At 44.2% G+C, this 14,783-nt stretch carries 16 protein-coding genes; 12 read left to right on the top strand and 4 right to left on the bottom strand.

The annotated features are described in order from the left end of the window. Positions 1 to 101: 101 nt before the first annotated feature. The 8 genes from cspE to U0008_RS11430 all read left to right on the top strand — a co-directional run bounded on the left by cspE (position 102) and on the right by U0008_RS11430 (position 6,655). Positions 102 to 311 (top strand): transcription antiterminator/RNA stability regulator CspE, encoded by a 210-nt coding sequence (cspE, locus tag U0008_RS11465; RefSeq protein WP_004094959.1) that lies wholly within the window; start codon positions 102 to 104, stop codon positions 309 to 311. A gap of 82 nt (positions 312 to 393) precedes the next feature. After that, complete coding sequence (locus U0008_RS11460) at positions 394 to 903, top strand: GNAT family N-acetyltransferase (RefSeq protein WP_043493311.1); 510 nt, start codon at positions 394 to 396, stop codon at positions 901 to 903. A gap of 99 nt (positions 904 to 1,002) precedes the next feature. Then, the gene (locus U0008_RS11455) at positions 1,003 to 1,308 is read left to right on the top strand and encodes a YebG family protein (protein WP_043493310.1); all 306 of its coding nucleotides are present in this window, start codon (positions 1,003 to 1,005) and stop codon (positions 1,306 to 1,308) included. A gap of 39 nt (positions 1,309 to 1,347) precedes the next feature. Continuing rightward, a complete protein-coding gene (yqfB, locus tag U0008_RS11450; protein WP_043493308.1) occupies positions 1,348 to 1,656 on the top strand; it encodes a N(4)-acetylcytidine aminohydrolase in 309 nt (102 codons plus the stop codon). Positions 1,657 to 1,758: 102 nt separating this feature from the next. Then, positions 1,759 to 2,118, top strand: a complete 360-nt coding sequence (yebF, locus tag U0008_RS11445) for a protein YebF (protein WP_025796788.1) — start codon at positions 1,759 to 1,761, stop codon at positions 2,116 to 2,118. A gap of 628 nt (positions 2,119 to 2,746) precedes the next feature. Then, positions 2,747 to 3,634, top strand: a complete 888-nt coding sequence (locus tag U0008_RS11440; RefSeq protein WP_043493307.1) for an EAL domain-containing protein — start codon at positions 2,747 to 2,749, stop codon at positions 3,632 to 3,634. A gap of 79 nt (positions 3,635 to 3,713) precedes the next feature. Then, the gene (locus tag U0008_RS11435) at positions 3,714 to 5,762 is read left to right on the top strand and encodes a S9 family peptidase (protein WP_043493306.1); all 2,049 of its coding nucleotides are present in this window, start codon (positions 3,714 to 3,716) and stop codon (positions 5,760 to 5,762) included. Positions 5,763 to 5,845: 83 nt separating this feature from the next. Continuing rightward, positions 5,846 to 6,655: an alpha/beta fold hydrolase gene (locus U0008_RS11430; RefSeq protein ID WP_025796782.1), complete on the top strand. Its 810-nt coding sequence runs from the start codon at positions 5,846 to 5,848 to the stop codon at positions 6,653 to 6,655. A 122-nt stretch (positions 6,656 to 6,777) separates the two neighbouring features. Here U0008_RS11430 and U0008_RS11425 read toward each other — a convergent pair whose 3' ends face one another. Both U0008_RS11425 and rihB read right to left on the bottom strand, forming a co-directional pair. After that, entirely contained in the window at positions 6,778 to 8,028 is a 1,251-nt protein-coding gene (locus U0008_RS11425; protein WP_043493304.1) for a NupC/NupG family nucleoside CNT transporter, read from the bottom strand. Positions 8,029 to 8,284: 256 nt separating this feature from the next. Further along, entirely contained in the window at positions 8,285 to 9,217 is a 933-nt protein-coding gene (rihB, locus tag U0008_RS11420; RefSeq protein ID WP_043493303.1) for a ribosylpyrimidine nucleosidase, read from the bottom strand. Positions 9,218 to 9,351: 134 nt separating this feature from the next. On the opposite strand from rihB, the gene yeiL reads away from it, so the two are divergent. Further along, positions 9,352 to 10,044: a transcriptional regulator YeiL gene (yeiL, locus tag U0008_RS11415; protein WP_043493300.1), complete on the top strand. Its 693-nt coding sequence runs from the start codon at positions 9,352 to 9,354 to the stop codon at positions 10,042 to 10,044. A gap of 80 nt (positions 10,045 to 10,124) precedes the next feature. Here the strand turns inward: yeiL and ompC are convergent, their stop codons facing one another. Continuing rightward, entirely contained in the window at positions 10,125 to 11,237 is a 1,113-nt protein-coding gene (gene ompC, locus U0008_RS11410) for a porin OmpC (protein WP_043493298.1), read from the bottom strand. A gap of 1,507 nt (positions 11,238 to 12,744) precedes the next feature. Between ompC and copC the strand changes: the two genes are divergently transcribed. Genes copC through U0008_RS11395 form a run of 3 tightly spaced genes read left to right on the top strand, consistent with a single transcriptional unit; the run spans position 12,745 to position 14,409 of the window. Further along, positions 12,745 to 13,122 carry a copper homeostasis periplasmic binding protein CopC gene (copC, locus tag U0008_RS11405; RefSeq protein ID WP_043493296.1) on the top strand — a complete coding sequence of 126 codons (378 nt, stop codon included), beginning with the start codon at positions 12,745 to 12,747 and terminating at the stop codon, positions 13,120 to 13,122. Positions 13,123 to 13,130: 8 nt separating this feature from the next. Next, positions 13,131 to 14,009, top strand: coding sequence for a copper homeostasis membrane protein CopD (gene copD, locus U0008_RS11400; RefSeq protein ID WP_043493294.1), 879 nt, complete (start codon positions 13,131 to 13,133; stop codon positions 14,007 to 14,009). A 46-nt stretch (positions 14,010 to 14,055) separates the two neighbouring features. After that, positions 14,056 to 14,409: a YebY family protein gene (locus U0008_RS11395; RefSeq protein WP_043493293.1), complete on the top strand. Its 354-nt coding sequence runs from the start codon at positions 14,056 to 14,058 to the stop codon at positions 14,407 to 14,409. 109 nt (positions 14,410 to 14,518) lie between these two features. Here U0008_RS11395 and U0008_RS11390 read toward each other — a convergent pair whose 3' ends face one another. After that, positions 14,519 to 14,761, bottom strand: a complete 243-nt coding sequence (locus U0008_RS11390; protein ID WP_008813610.1) for a DUF4060 family protein — start codon at positions 14,759 to 14,761, stop codon at positions 14,519 to 14,521. Positions 14,762 to 14,783 lie beyond the last annotated feature (22 nt).

Below are 14,783 nucleotides of genomic sequence, written 5' to 3'. Positions count from 1 at the left end.
CGTTTAATTAACCGAGCGTTAGGATACGATTTGTCTAGGTTATGTTAGTAAACGGGTCTACCATGCCTAACGGCAAGTAATTTTAAGTAAAGGAAAGTTAAATGAGCAAGAAAACTGGTCACGTTAAATGGTTCAACGAAAGCAAAGGATTTGGCTTCATCACTCCAGCTGATGGTTCCAAAGATGTATTCGTCCATTTCTCTGCCATCAAGAGTGACGGCTTCAAAACTCTGGCTGAAGGCCAGCAGGTAGAATTCGCCATTCAGGACAGCCCACGTGGCCCGTCTGCGGCTGATGTTATTGCGCTGTAATTAAGCTGATACTATCATGCTGACAAAACCCGCCGAGTGCGGGTTTTTTGCATTTTAGCCTCAGAATGGATAGAACCAAGCAATGACTAATGAAAACATAACGTTCCAGTACGCAGAACTGCAGCATCTCACGATGTTAGCCGAAGTGGAACGCCTCGCCGCCGCACAGTTTCCCGCAGACAGACTCCCAGAATCTTTACGCAATGCTACGCTATCTGCTGAGCGCTTATTGCAGGCACACCAGGCGCAAAACCTATGGGTAGCCATCCGCAATGAGAAACCTATTGGTTTTGCCATGCTCGAGGTTATCGGTGAATTTGCTCATTTAGCTGAGGTGAATGTGCTACCCGCATTCAGCCAGCGCGGAATAGGGCACTATCTGGTTGATCACGCTTTAGTTGCAGCCCGCCAGCGTGGTTTTAGCGGGGTAGGACTGACTACGTTTCTCGATTTACCTTGGAATGCGCCTTTCTATCAGAAAGTCGGCTTTACGCTGGTGGGGGATGAGCAATTTCCTTTCTTAGAACGCGCGTTGCTGGAAGAACGCAATGCAGGGCTTATTCAGCGAGTGGCGATGTTCTACTATTTCTAAACATTTTATGTCTAAACGTCACTTTTACTCGTTGTCAATTTTGCAGAAAGAGATAAAAATAAATATACTGATATTATATACAGTATTTCGGAGTGGTTTATGAGCGTTGAAATTCAGTACGTGGTAGTTCGTGATGGAGTAGAAAAAATGACCTTTGCCAGTAAAAAAGAAGCCGATGCTTACGATAAGATGCTGGATCTGGCAGACAATTTGAGTGAGTGGCTGGCGGATTCATCTGTTGATTTAGAAGACGGCGTTTTGGAATCGCTCAGTTTTTACCTTGCAGAGCATAAAGATCAGCTTTCGTTGCTGCTGCGTGGTAACTCTCTTGAATCGCTAAAGGCAGGCGACGAAGAAAAAAATACGCCTAAAAAGGTAAAAGTTGCGATTGATAACGCCGCCTAGTGTTTTAGTTCACATATTATTTACTTTTCTGGATCTAGAATGAAACGTGAGATAACATTTTACCGTCGTTTTGAAGCTGATATTTTGTCAGGTAAGAAAACCATCACGATCCGTGATAGCAGCGAATCTCACTTCGAGAAAGGAGAGTTGCTCAGCGTGAGTCGCTATGAAGACGGGTTCTATTTTTGCACGATCGAAGTTGAGAGTGTCACCCCTGTGTTGATGAGTGAACTGACAGAGCTTCATGCGGCGCAAGAGAATATGACACTGGACGAGCTGAAGCAGGTTATCAGCGAGATTTATCCAGGGCTTAATGAACTGTATGTGATTAGTTTCCACATACGTTAGCGCGCTTTGCCGTGTTCAGGCACACAGAGCGTGCGTTCATATCATGGAATAGCCATCGGCTGCAGGGAAGATCTCTGCGCCAAAGCTAAATGAGGATTGAAAATGAACAAAATTACGTTAGGTGTGGCTGGATTAGCGTTGGCGCTTTCAGCGGGTGTTGCTCAAGCTCAGCAAAGTGAGCAGCGGGTGGTTACCATTGCGAACTGTGAGCAAACTACAGCAACTCAGCTTTCTACGATGGTGAAGAACGACTTCTTACAAAATAGAATTCCGCGCTGGGCTGATGATAAAGCACTGTTGGGCACGAGTACGCCAGTGGTGTGGGTGAATCAGGATCAGGTTACCCAAAAGGGGAGTGACTGGGTGCTTAAGCTCACCGTACGCGGTACAAAAGTTGACAAAAACTATACCGTTAACGTTGATTGCAAAGCTGGAAAACTCGAATATTCCCACCCAGAATAAAACTTATTTTTGTATCATCTAAAACCTCTTTATTAAAGTTAAAGAGGTTTTAAAATTTCTTTTTAGGAAAAACCACAAAGTCCATATGTATTAATCTCAGTTATAAATCTTATTCCTATTAAATTTTTCCCGTTATTGTCCTGATGAACATGGATTTAAAATCTGAGGCGCAAAGAAACATTTTTGACTATAAATATTAAGCTAATAAATATCTTGAGCTGAGAATTTGACTTAGTTCGATATCATGGTCTAAAAATTTTGCTTATTAGGGCAAAAGTGCTAAATTGTATGTTTCTCACTTCAGAGAATATAATGTAAAATAGTTTTACGATAAAGCTTATCTTTTTGAAATTTAAGACTTATTGAGATATCTTCTCGTTTTGCTTGGTGTAATTTATCTCTTGATGTCGTGGCCGAGTGTGCCATCGAGTATACACACATGTGTTATTTTACGATGGATGTGATGTTTGGTAGCTATAGGCCGCCATTTTAATGTGCGAACTCGCTGGTAGGCTGTAAGAATATTCACTATTTCTTTAGGATTGTAATTTAAGTGTTTTGAGATTAGCGAATTCTAATCTGAATGCAGTTAAATCAAGCATCATTTTATTAATAATTAGATAACAAAATGAATAATAAGCACTATAATATTTTGGGTGTTTTAGACCAGAGTGTTTCTCCTTTGGAATTAGAGATGGCATTGCAAACAGCGTTGCAATCGGCCTTCACTGAGCATGAATTTTATTTAGACTACCAAGCACAATGCAATATTAATGGCACTTTATTAGGTGCTGAGGCCTTAGTGCGTTGGCGCCATCCTCAGCAGGGGACACTTTTGCCCTATGATTTTTTGGACTCCTTAGAACGTTTTGGTTTGATGCATGCATTGAATCTTTGGATTGCTGATAATGTCTGCCAACTGTTGCAGCGTGTTCATCGTGAAATATCCCCTGATTTAATATTGTCATTCAATTTGCCATTAGCTCAACTTTACACGACGGAATTCAGTGAACAGATTGGTAATGTTTTACAGCGCTATGATATTCCAGCAAATAGGTTAGTCATTGAGTTGCTCGGGGATAATGATTTGTTTAGCGATCCGTTAATCATTACGGAATTACATAAGCTTCGTGCATTAGGTTGTGGGTTGTCGGTTGACCATTTTGGAGATAACTATCAATTACTTTCTTTGATCGCTGATTTGCCGTTAACGCAGATAAAAATTCCCGGCGAGCTGATCCATGCCATGCAAAACCCCGATGCCTGTATGTTGGTAGAGCACCTTATTTTGATCGCCAATGCGTTGAATATGAACGTGATAGCAGAGCATGTTGAAACCGAAGAGCAGTTTAAGGCGTTAGAGGCGCTAGGTTGCCCAGCGCTGCAAGGCTACTACCTTTTTAGCCCGATGAATGAAAAAAACTTTTTTATTGTATGTAAACAGCTTACCGAGATCCGCAGGTCGTATAATAATGTAGAGAGAGGGGAGTTATCTCCTGTCGACTACAAGCGTTAATTTTTGCCCTTTCGTGAGTTATCTCTGGGCGAGCGCTTCTAAGTTACATGCATCAGATTACAGGCGGTAAGCGTAGATAATGAAGAAAGCACCGATTGCAGCAAAACACCCGCACGTCATGGAAATGCATGGCGATACACGAATCGATAATTACTATTGGCTGCGTGACGATGAACGCAGCAACGAAGCGGTTCTGAGTTATCTTGAAGCTGAGAATGCCTATACTCAGGCGTGCATGCGCGGTGAAGAAGAACTTCGAGAGCAACTGTTTAATGAAATGGTTGAGCGTATTCCTCAAGAAGACGAATCTGTGCCTTATCAACGTAACGGCTATCGATATCAGTCGCGATATAAACCTGAACAGGAATATGCGCTGTATGTTAGACAAAAAGCTGATGCGACAGATAATAGCGCCTGGGAATTGCTCGTCGACAGCAATGAGCGCGCTGAGGGACATGATTTCTACGCTTTAGGTGGCATTGAAGTTAGCCCTGATAATCAACTGATGGCTATCGCTGAGGACTTTCTCTCTCGGCGTCAGTATGACATTCGCATTAAACGTCTGAGCGACAACAGCTGGTACGACGAAGTTCTGGACAATACGGCGGGGCACTTTGAGTGGACTAACGACTCCACCACAATCTATTACGTACGTAAACATCCTCAAACGCTGCTGCCTTACCAGGTCTATCGCCATCGTTTAGGAACACCGGTTGCTGAAGACCAACTGATCTATGAAGAGTCTGACGATACTTTCTACGTTGGCTTAGAGAAGACCATCTCTAACAAATATATTCTGATTCATATTTCGAGCACCACAACCTCTGAAATCTTGCTGTTGGATGCTGACGATACTAATGCTAATCCAGAGATATTTTCAGCGCGTCGCCGCGACCATGAATATAGTTTGGATCACTACCGCGATACCTTTTATATCCGGTCTAATAAAGATGGGAAAAATTTCGGTCTTTATCAATCTACCTCAAGTCAGGAACAGACCTGGCAGGCTATTATTGCCGCGCGCGACGATGTGATGCTTGAAGGCTTTAGCCTGTTTAAAGATTGGCTGGTGGTTGAGGAGCGGGAGCAGGGATTAACTAATCTGCGTCAGATAAATTGGCAAACCGGTGAAGAGAAACATATTCGTTTCGATGATCCAACCTATATGACGTGGCTGTCGTTTAACCCAGAACCAGATACCGAGCTGCTACGCTACGGCTATTCTTCAATGACTACGCCCAGCTCCGTATTCCAAATCAATATGGACACGGGTGAGCGTACGTTGCTTAAGCAGCAAGAAGTAAAAAACTTTGATGCTGGTGCTTATCGCAGCGAGCGGTTATGGGTGGCGGCTCACGACGGCGTGAAGGTGCCGGTTTCCATCGTCTATCGACAGGATCTCTTCCGTGCTGGGCACAACCCTGTATTGGTCTATGGTTATGGTTCCTACGGAAGCAGCATGGATCCTGCTTTCAGTGTTAGCCGCTTAAGCTTGCTTGACCGCGGGTTTGTATTTGCTCTTGCCCATATTCGCGGCGGCGCGGATCTTGGGCAACAGTGGTATGACGATGGCAAATTGCTTCATAAGCAAAACACCTTTAGCGATTTTATTAGCGTGACTCAATACCTCGTTGATGAGAAATATGCCGATGCCAAACAGGTTTACGCCATGGGTGGCAGTGCTGGGGGATTGCTGATGGGAGCGATTGTGAATCAGGCTCCTCAGTTGTATCACGGTATCGTGGCTCAGGTGCCATTTGTCGATGTCGTGACCACGATGCTTGATGAATCTATTCCGCTGACAACGGGCGAATATGACGAATGGGGCAATCCGAATGATGCTGAGTACTACCACTATATCAAGCAGTACAGCCCTTATGACCAGGTGAAAGCGCAGGATTACCCACATATGTTGGTGACCACTGGGCTACATGATTCTCAGGTGCAATACTGGGAACCTGCGAAATGGGTGGCGAAACTGCGTGAGATGAAAACGGATGACAACCAGCTTCTACTCTACACGGATATGGATGCTGGGCATGGTGGCAAATCAGGGCGCTTCAAAGCCTATGAAGATATTGCATTAGAATATGCCTTTATTCTGGCATTAGCCGGTATTCATCAGTAGATTTTAAGACCTATGCTTGTGAGCGTGATATCGCTTACGGCATAGGTTTTTTTGTATTTTTCTTCTATTCGCAAGGATCCCCAATGCCTTTTATCCAAGTAAACGACCGTCAAATGCACTATATCGATCGCGGTGAAGGTTTTGCTCTGCTTCTTGGTCATAGTTATATGTTTGACTCCAACATGTGGGCGCCACAAATAGAGGCGCTGAGCCAGCATTTTCGCGTCATAGCGCCAGATTTATGGGGGCATGGAAAGTCCGATCCACTGCCGGAGTCACGACGTTCTCTGAAAGATTTAGCCAGCGATCACTTGGCTCTGATGGATGCACTGGATATCAATGAATTTGCCGTCGTTGGGCTGTCGGTTGGCGGAATGTGGGGCGTAGAGTTAGCCGCGATGGTTCCCGACCGCGTGCGCGCGCTGGTATTGATGGATACCTTTGTTGGATTGGAGCCTGAAGTCACATTCAAGAAATATGACGCCATGCTAAATGCGATTGATGCAGCGGGAAAAGTACCTGCAGTGTTAGTTGAACAAATCGCACCCATGTTTTTCCGCCGCGAACCCGAGCCCCATCTGCTGGAGGCATTAGCTGAGCATCTAAGCAATCTATCCGAATCCGTTTTACGCCAAAGTATTGTGCCGCTTGGCCGCATGATCTTTGGTCGCGGTGATAGCTGCCCGCTGCTGGAAGAGCTCAAGATGCCTGCGCTGGTAATCACCGGTGAGCAAGACGCACCAAGACCACCGTTAGAAGGCTATCTGATGGCTGAAATGTTGAATTGTAAGCAGCTTGTTGTCCCTCAGGCAGGACATATTTGCACGCTTGAACAGCCCGAGTGGGTCAACGAGGCCTTGCTGAATTTCCTCATGTCGATTGTTAGACGATAGGGGCGCTGTAATAGGCCAGTCAACGCGGGTGATTTGATACCGCTTGGTATCGTTCTATGCAGTTTACGTAGCGCAGTACAAAATAAACGATAACGCGCCAGCTTAGTCTGGCGCGTTATCGTTTAAGCAAAACCAATAAAGAAACCTGCAATGGTGGCACTCATTAAGTTCGAAAGGGTGGCTGCAGCCAGCGCACGAAGTCCCAACTGAGCAATTTCAGATGCACGCTGTGGTGCAATTGCTGAAAATGCGCCTACAACTACGCCAATGGAACCAAAGTTTGCAAAACCACACAGTGCAAACGAGACGATGGCAATAGTCTTAGTATCCAACATGCTACCGGCTTGCAGGTAAGGGGAGAAACTGAGATAGGCAACAAACTCGTTGATTGCCAATTTCTGTCCGATCAGACTTCCTGCAAGCGATGCATCTCCCCAATCGACACCCATCAGCCATGCAAGCGGCGCTAATATATAACCAAAGATACCTTCGAGCGTGACATGGTCAAAGCCAAACCAGCTACCAACTCCGCCAATAATGCCGTTGATGAGTGCAATAATAGCCACAAACGCCATGACGACCGTTGCTACTCCGGCGGCAATTTTCATCCCAGCAATGGCGCCTGCTGCGATAGCTTCAATAAAGCTTTTGGGCGGTGTTTCAGTAAATGAAAGATTATCAAAGTCGATCTGAGAGGCTTCTGTTGCGGGGCTTAGAATACGAGCAAACAAAATACCTCCGGGGATCGCCATCAAAGATGCCGCCAGAAGGTAATCAATTGGTACGCCTAATCCGGCATAGCCAATCATCGTCGAGCCGGCGATGGAGGCCATACCGCTACAAATGACGGTAAACAGTTCATTGCGATTTAGGCGGTCAATAAACGGTTTTACAATCGCAGGTGTTTCATTTTGTCCAAGAAAAATAGTTGTTACGGCGACGAATGACTCGATTTTACTAATGTTAAGTGCTTTCTGGAAAATTCCGCCTAAGATGCGAATTAATATTCCCATTACGCCAATATAATAAAGCAGACTGACTAACGCAGTGATAAAAATAATCGCTGGCAAGACACGAAAGGCAAAAATAAAACCAGAGCCGTCAAACAGTTTATCCATTTTTGGCCCAACTAATGAGCCGAAAATAAATGCACTACCCGCATCGCTATAAAGCATGACTTTATGTATGCCGAATGCAGCCTGCTCTGCTAACCATTTTCCAGGTGGGAAATAGAGCATTGCACCGCCGATCAATATTTGTAATATTAGCGCCGCGCCAACGGTGCGAATACTAATATTCTTTTTATTTACTGATAGCAAAAAAGCAATGACTAACAGTACCACCATACCTAGAATGCTTCTCATCGTATCCATTATGAATACCTTTTATAAACGTCTTATGGTATGACTGATGTTAATAGGCAACAATATGTTGCCTATTAAGATTAGATGGACAACGTATTTATATGCCGTATGCCAAAAGCAACTTAAGTTATATTGAGAAAAACAAATTCATCTCGACAAACTTACGTAAGCCAGACGTGCTGGTGTGCGAATATGGCTTAATAAAAATATTGCTTTGAGTATTGCCGGTATAATACATGCCTCAAAAATGACTCATCAGCATGGGTTAAATATACATCCGAACGCACTCTTCTACTAAGTCCCAGAACCATTTGGTATCAATGGTCATGCCAACCTTGGTATTAGGCTGTTTTCCGGTTACGCCAAGTTCATCACACACGGTACGTCCGTAGCATGGGCCGTTGTTCACATCGATTTCAACATACATATCCTGCATTTTGAAGGCGTCAGGATTGATGAGATAGCCTATGCAGGTTGCATCGTGCACGGGGCCGCCAGCCAAACCATAATTCTCATATTGTGTTGTAAGCGTAAAGCTCATGATGTCGCTGAATAACTCACCTGCCGGGCCACCCACTTTTTTCATTCTGGAAATGACGTCTGCAGTACAGGTCGTCTGGTTGGTTAAATCTAATCCCATCATGACCAGCGGAACTCCGGAGGTAAATACTACGCGTGCGGCCTCTGGGTCGGCATAAATATTAAACTCGGCTGAAGGAGTAAAATTCCCTGTGCCATAGGCACCACCCATTAATACAATTTCACGAATTTTTGGCAAAATAGCCGGTTGCATACGCATGGCAACGGCAATATTGGTTAATGGGCCAACGGGAACTAATGTTATGTCACCATCGCTGTTCATTAGCGTGTCAATAATATATTGAATAGCATGCTTGCTTTCGGCTTTACGAACTAATGGTGCAAATTTTGGCCCGTCCAATCCGCTCTCACCATGGATATTGTCAGCTACAATTTGCTCACGCATAATGGGCTTTGGCATACCGGCATGAATAGGTACGTTAATATCTAGTTTCTGACACACGTTTAATCCATTGACGAGCGTTTTATTTAGCGTTTGGTTTCCGGCAACAATGGTTATTCCAAGCAAATCAATGGCTGGATGTCTTGCGGCTAGCATAATAGCAATAGCATCATCATGGCCTGGATCGCAATCGAGTATGATTTTTCTTTTTTTCATTGTTATATCCTCTTTTGTATTAAAAATAATTTATTATCAATTTAATAAGTTCAGGTATGTTTATTCGCAGCGTTTGAAGCATAACAATGGAAAACGTATATTAAATATGAGAAATCTCATATCGGGGGATAGCGATGAAGGAAGTCTTGGACACGAGTCTGAAACAGCAACTGCTGGAGGCTACGGGCTATAGCCAAAATTTTTCTATTGATGTTGTGGGTAATACAAAGCTGTTCCATGTGCTGGCAGGTGATTTTATTGTCAAAGAAGGTCATCCTCCGAGCTATCTGTTCTACCTTGCACAGGGGAGGGCTAAGCTGTATTCAACGCTGGCGAATGGTCGCGTGTCGTTGATCGATTTCTTTGCAGCGCCTTGTTTTATTGGAGAAATTGAGCTGGTCGATATGGATCACGAGCCACGCGCCGTTCAGGCTATCGAGGCGTGTTGGTGCCTCGCGTTACCAATAAAACAGTTTCGTGCTCCGCTTTTAAACGACGCTACTTTTTTACGTAATCTTTGCGTTGCGCTCAGTAAAAAAAATTATCGCAATATTATTTCGCTGACGCAAAACCAATCATTCCCACTGATTAATCGCTTGGCCGCATTTATTTTATTAACTCAGCATTGTGATGTGTATCGCGAAAAGCATACTTCTGTGGCGGAGTATATGGGCGTTTCATATCGTCACCTGCTGTATGTGATCGCTCAATTCACGCAGGATGGGGTGCTGATTAAGCAGAAATCAGGATACATTATTACGAACAAAAGCGCGTTGACCGCACTAGCGCTTGAGATGGCACCAGACAGCGAATTTGATAAATTGTAATGTGTGTTGGCGAGAAACAAGAAAGGGGCCCTAAGGCCCCTTTATGCATTCACATATAGCTTGATTCGTTAATTAACGAATTAGAACTGGTAAACAACACCCAGCGCTACGATGTCATCAGTGTTGATGCCAGCGTTGTTAGTGAAGCGGTTGTCATCCAGCAGGTTGATTTTGTAATCAACGTAGGTAGACATGTTTTTGTTGAAGTAGTAAGTCGCGCCGACATCAACGTATTTAACCAGATCCTGGTCGCCGTAACCGTTGCCGATGTCTTTACCTTTTGATTGCAGGTAAGCAACGGATGGACGCAGACCGAAGTCGAACTGGTACTGTGCAACGATTTCAATGTTCTGGGATTTGTTAGCAAAGCCGTAAACTGCATCTGGGCCGCTTGCAGAGAAATCACCGAAACGGTTAGCGTTATAAGCCTGAGTATACATAGCGGCTAAATAAACGTTGTTAGCGTCATATTTCAGACCACCAGTGTAGATGTCTGCTTTATCGCCGTGACCATACTGCATACGGTTCTGTTCGTTGGTACGGTCAGATGAAGAGTATGCAGCTGCTGCGCTAACGCCCCAGCCCAGATCGTAGGACAGAGACATACCGTAGCCGTCACCGTTTTGGCCCTGAACTGAACGACCATTGTTGGATTCTTCTGGGCTATCGTTTTTGCCTTGATACTGCAGAGCAAAGTTCAGGCCGTCAACCAGACCGAAGAAGTCGGTGTTACGGTAGGTCAGCATGCCGTTACCACGTTGGAACAGGAAGTTGTCCGCACCGTAGGTATCGCCACCGAACTCTGGCAGCACGTCAGTCCAAGAACCAACATCATAGATCACACCGTAGTTACGGCCATAATCCAAAGAACCGAACTCAGCAAATTTCAAACCAGCGAAGCCAACACGGGTAAAGTTGTTGTTATCCTGGCTTTCTGCATGGTTCAGGTTTGCTTGATATTCCCACTGGCCATAGCCGGTCAGCTGGTCGTTAATCTGAGTTTCACCTTTGAAGCCGAAACGAACGTAAGACTGATCGCCGTCTGAACCGTTGTCGTCTGAGAAGTAGTGCAGGCCATCTAATTTACCGAACAGATCCAGCTTGTTGCCGTCTTTGTTGTAGATTTCTGCAGCGTTTGCTGCGCCTGCAACTAAAAGTGCAGGGATGATTACTGCCAGCAGATTACGTTTCACTATGATATTCCTTCTTAGTTTTTTGACCGGCCAAGGTCAGTTATATGTGCCACTGCTTATTTATGTTTTTTTACACTTGCTATGTGAACTTAAGTGCGTTCCATCAGTCAAAGTTCACGGTACAAGCATAGCTTAATAATATGTTTAATGCGCTATAAATAAAAAGTGCCTATGCGACGTTTATTTATTTTTTATGGTAATTAAATGTATTGAAATGTAAATGAAGCAAAGATAAATATACAAAACTCAGGTGTGGATCCTCATTTTCTCTCGAAAAAAGATACCCTTAAGTGATAATTCATCATTCGAATATTCTTGCCTGATTTATAAGAAATCGCTGACCACACAAATTGCAAATTACAATGAAGAATATGATGTATAATTAAATCTCATCATTGTTACTGCATTTTTTTACTGTGTCTTAAGATTCTTTTTACACCGAACCTTTATTTAAGGTTCGGTTTTTTTTAGCTGTGCGTTTAATAAATTCCTTACTTATCAATATGTTGAGTTGGTTTGTTGTAAGTGTGACGTCCACTTACTCTATTATGGAAAAAGTCTGAAGATAGGCTATAATAAGAAATTACTTGTCAAATAATGCCGTTCATAAATAAGTTTTTAGCTATTTGTGCCATTCCGCCATATATCCCTCGCCGTAATTCGACTATGTTCATTTCTTCTGCCGAACAAAATCTTTCTTTGACCATTCATGCTTAAAGAAATAAACAGCACATATAATCAAGAATTGATAAATTTTAAGCAGTGTGACATTTAAATATGACACGGCATGACGACCATCTTGGGTGAAAATAATCAAGAGGAAAAATATAGCTGATATGTCGATATCGAGAACGCTTATTGGTTGCTAAACGTTCTATTCGAGTATCCAAGACATAAATAACGAAGGGGATGAACATCGAAATACTGTAACGATATTGTTGTCGAACTGCGGATTTTCCCGATTCGTGTTTTCTGTGCTGATGGCATAATTTAGGCAATAAAAAACCCGCCGACGGCGGGTTTAAGATACGAAATACGTTTACTGATTAATCACCATCTGGATGTGCGCGTTTTGCTCTCTTTTCCGCGCGTTTCTCTGCAGGGCTCTTCAACGGTTTTTTCTTCGCATTCTTTTTGCTATCCATTCCCTTACTCATTTTGGCCTCTCTTAACCGTAGTTAGGTTGGTATGCCTGTTAACTAAAGCTCTCTACGCCCAAACTTGCAAGCGACATTTTGTATAGATAGTTCAACATAATGATTTATATGGTTTTATTAATCGATGGCGACGAATAGGAAAAGTATGTCAGTAAGTCGTTTATCGCATAGTAGAAAAACGTGAATATCCGGTTGTGATTTTGTTGCTGACTTCATGGCAATACGTGAGAGGAAAATGTAAGATAAAAATCAATATGCTAGCGTATTTGGTGACTTTGCCTGAAAGCCCAAATCTGATTGCGAACGTCACCAATGCGCTTACCTGCGACTTATAAAAGGAATGCGACTCTATGAAAATGCTTAAAACGGCTCAATTTCATCTATCTGGTATCGGTGCCGCGCTGCTGCTGGCCGTTTCGCCGCAGGTATTTGCTCATGCACATCTCACCGATCAAACTCCGGCGGCCAAAAGCCAAGTGAGTGCGCCTTCTGAGCTGACGTTCGTTTTTAGTGAAGGTATTGAAACGGGGTTTAGCAAAGTGAAGGTTGTAGGGCCTGAAAACCAACCCATTGCAACAGGCAAGTTATCCGTAGCGGGAAATGATAAAACCCATGTTTCCGTTCCTTTCACCCAGCCCTTAAACAAAGGCGAATACGCGGTGAGTTGGAACGTTGTTTCCGTCGATGGACATAAAACCAAGGGCCAGTATACCTTCTCTGTTAAATAAGGCTGATTATGAGTATCACGGCTCTCTATGTTTTGTGCCGTTGGGTTCATTTTGCCAGTGCGTTACAAATTTTTGGCTTGGCTCTTTTTGTTGGGTGGATCGCTCCACCCATGCTTCGGCGTAGCTTAGAAACACAAACCCGAATGTTATTAAGTGTAAGTTTAGCGCTTTGCGCTTTTAGCTCTTGGCTTATGGTGGCGTTACAAGCTGGCCTGATGGGCGATGGCTGGCAAGACTTTTTCAGCCCGGAAATTTGGCTTGCTGTAATGCAAACAACATTTGGCGAAGCGTGGCGGTTACAACTGATATTTTCCTCCTTGTTGCTGATAACGCCTTTATTCGAACTAAATATTCGCCGTTTTTCATTCATATTTATTTCTGCACTATTGCTGATAACCTTGGCTCACACAGGCCATGCATCGGCGGAGCAGGGTATCAGCGGTATCGCGCACCGGGCTAATAATGGTATTCACCTGCTGAGCGGTGGTTTTTGGTTTGGTGGTTTGTTGCCGTTCTGGCTTTGCGTACGACAACTCTCAAGCACCGACAAAGCCTTTGCGATGCAGGCGGTTATTCGTTATTCACGTTGGGGACATTTTGCGGTGGCTCTGGTAATAGTCACGGGAATAGGCAATGCGGCGTGGATTCTAGGTCGCTGGCCGCTGGCGTTCGACTCTATCTATCAGCGTGGGTTGTGGTTGAAGATCCTATTGGTGGCGACGATGATCGCGATTGCGCTTTATAACCGCTACTACGTGGTGCGGAGCATGGGGCAAAATCGGCAACGGGCATTAACGCAACTGGCGGGCAATGCCATGGTTGAATGGATATTGGCCCTATTGGTACTGTTTACGGTGAGTTTTTTCGCAACTCAGCCACCTATTTAGAATAAGATAACGACAGTTTATGATTGGACGATAGTGGAACTTCGTGATGAAAAAAAGTGTATTACTGACAGGATTATTGACGTTGGCTGGCGGTTTTTTATCTGCGGATGCATTAGCGGCACGTACCGTGGAGACGGTAAGTAAAGCGCAATTTGGTAGCCAGTGGGCCTTCGTAAAAGAAGAAGTGCAGCTACAGTGTACGAAAAATCAGGCATTGTTTGTCATCAATGCAAGCACGCTGGCGCAGTATCCTTTAGATGAGAAGGCAAATAACTTGGTGAAAGCCAAGAAGATGGCTGCATTACCGTTAGAGACGATTTTGCTGGACGATCCGAATCATCCGGGGCAAAAGATGAGCGTTGCGCCTTTTATTAAGCACGCGCGTCAGCTTTGTCAGTAGTCAGCACGGATATTGCTTGTATAGTTAACGATAAGAGGCGGCGTAAAGCCGCTTCTTTGTTTTATGGTCTGAGTAAGGTGGCACTTGCCAGAGTACCACCGGAAGTGATTTATGCAGCGGCTGGCATACCGCATAGTTTGGTTAAACTTCGAGCGCCAACCATAACGGTGGCAACGTAGGATTGACGGCGGGTCACAACTTCCACCGCGATGAGTTTATCTCGATATTTAATATGGTAAGTAGAAGGCCACCCTTGACGGGCAAGGCCATAGGCTTTGGCATGCTGATCGATCGCTGCATGCGCGACAACGAGGTGAGAGAAGTTTGTATCGCCTTTAATGATTCGCTTCATACAGGCTCCGTAATACATAAAT

The sequence above is a fragment of the Hafnia alvei genome (genome assembly GCF_034424155.1).
GTDB classification, from domain to species: Bacteria; Pseudomonadota; Gammaproteobacteria; order Enterobacterales; family Enterobacteriaceae; genus Hafnia; species Hafnia alvei.
The sequence above is the reverse complement of the archived record's forward strand: the minus strand, read 5'-3'. Positions and strand labels throughout refer to the sequence as shown.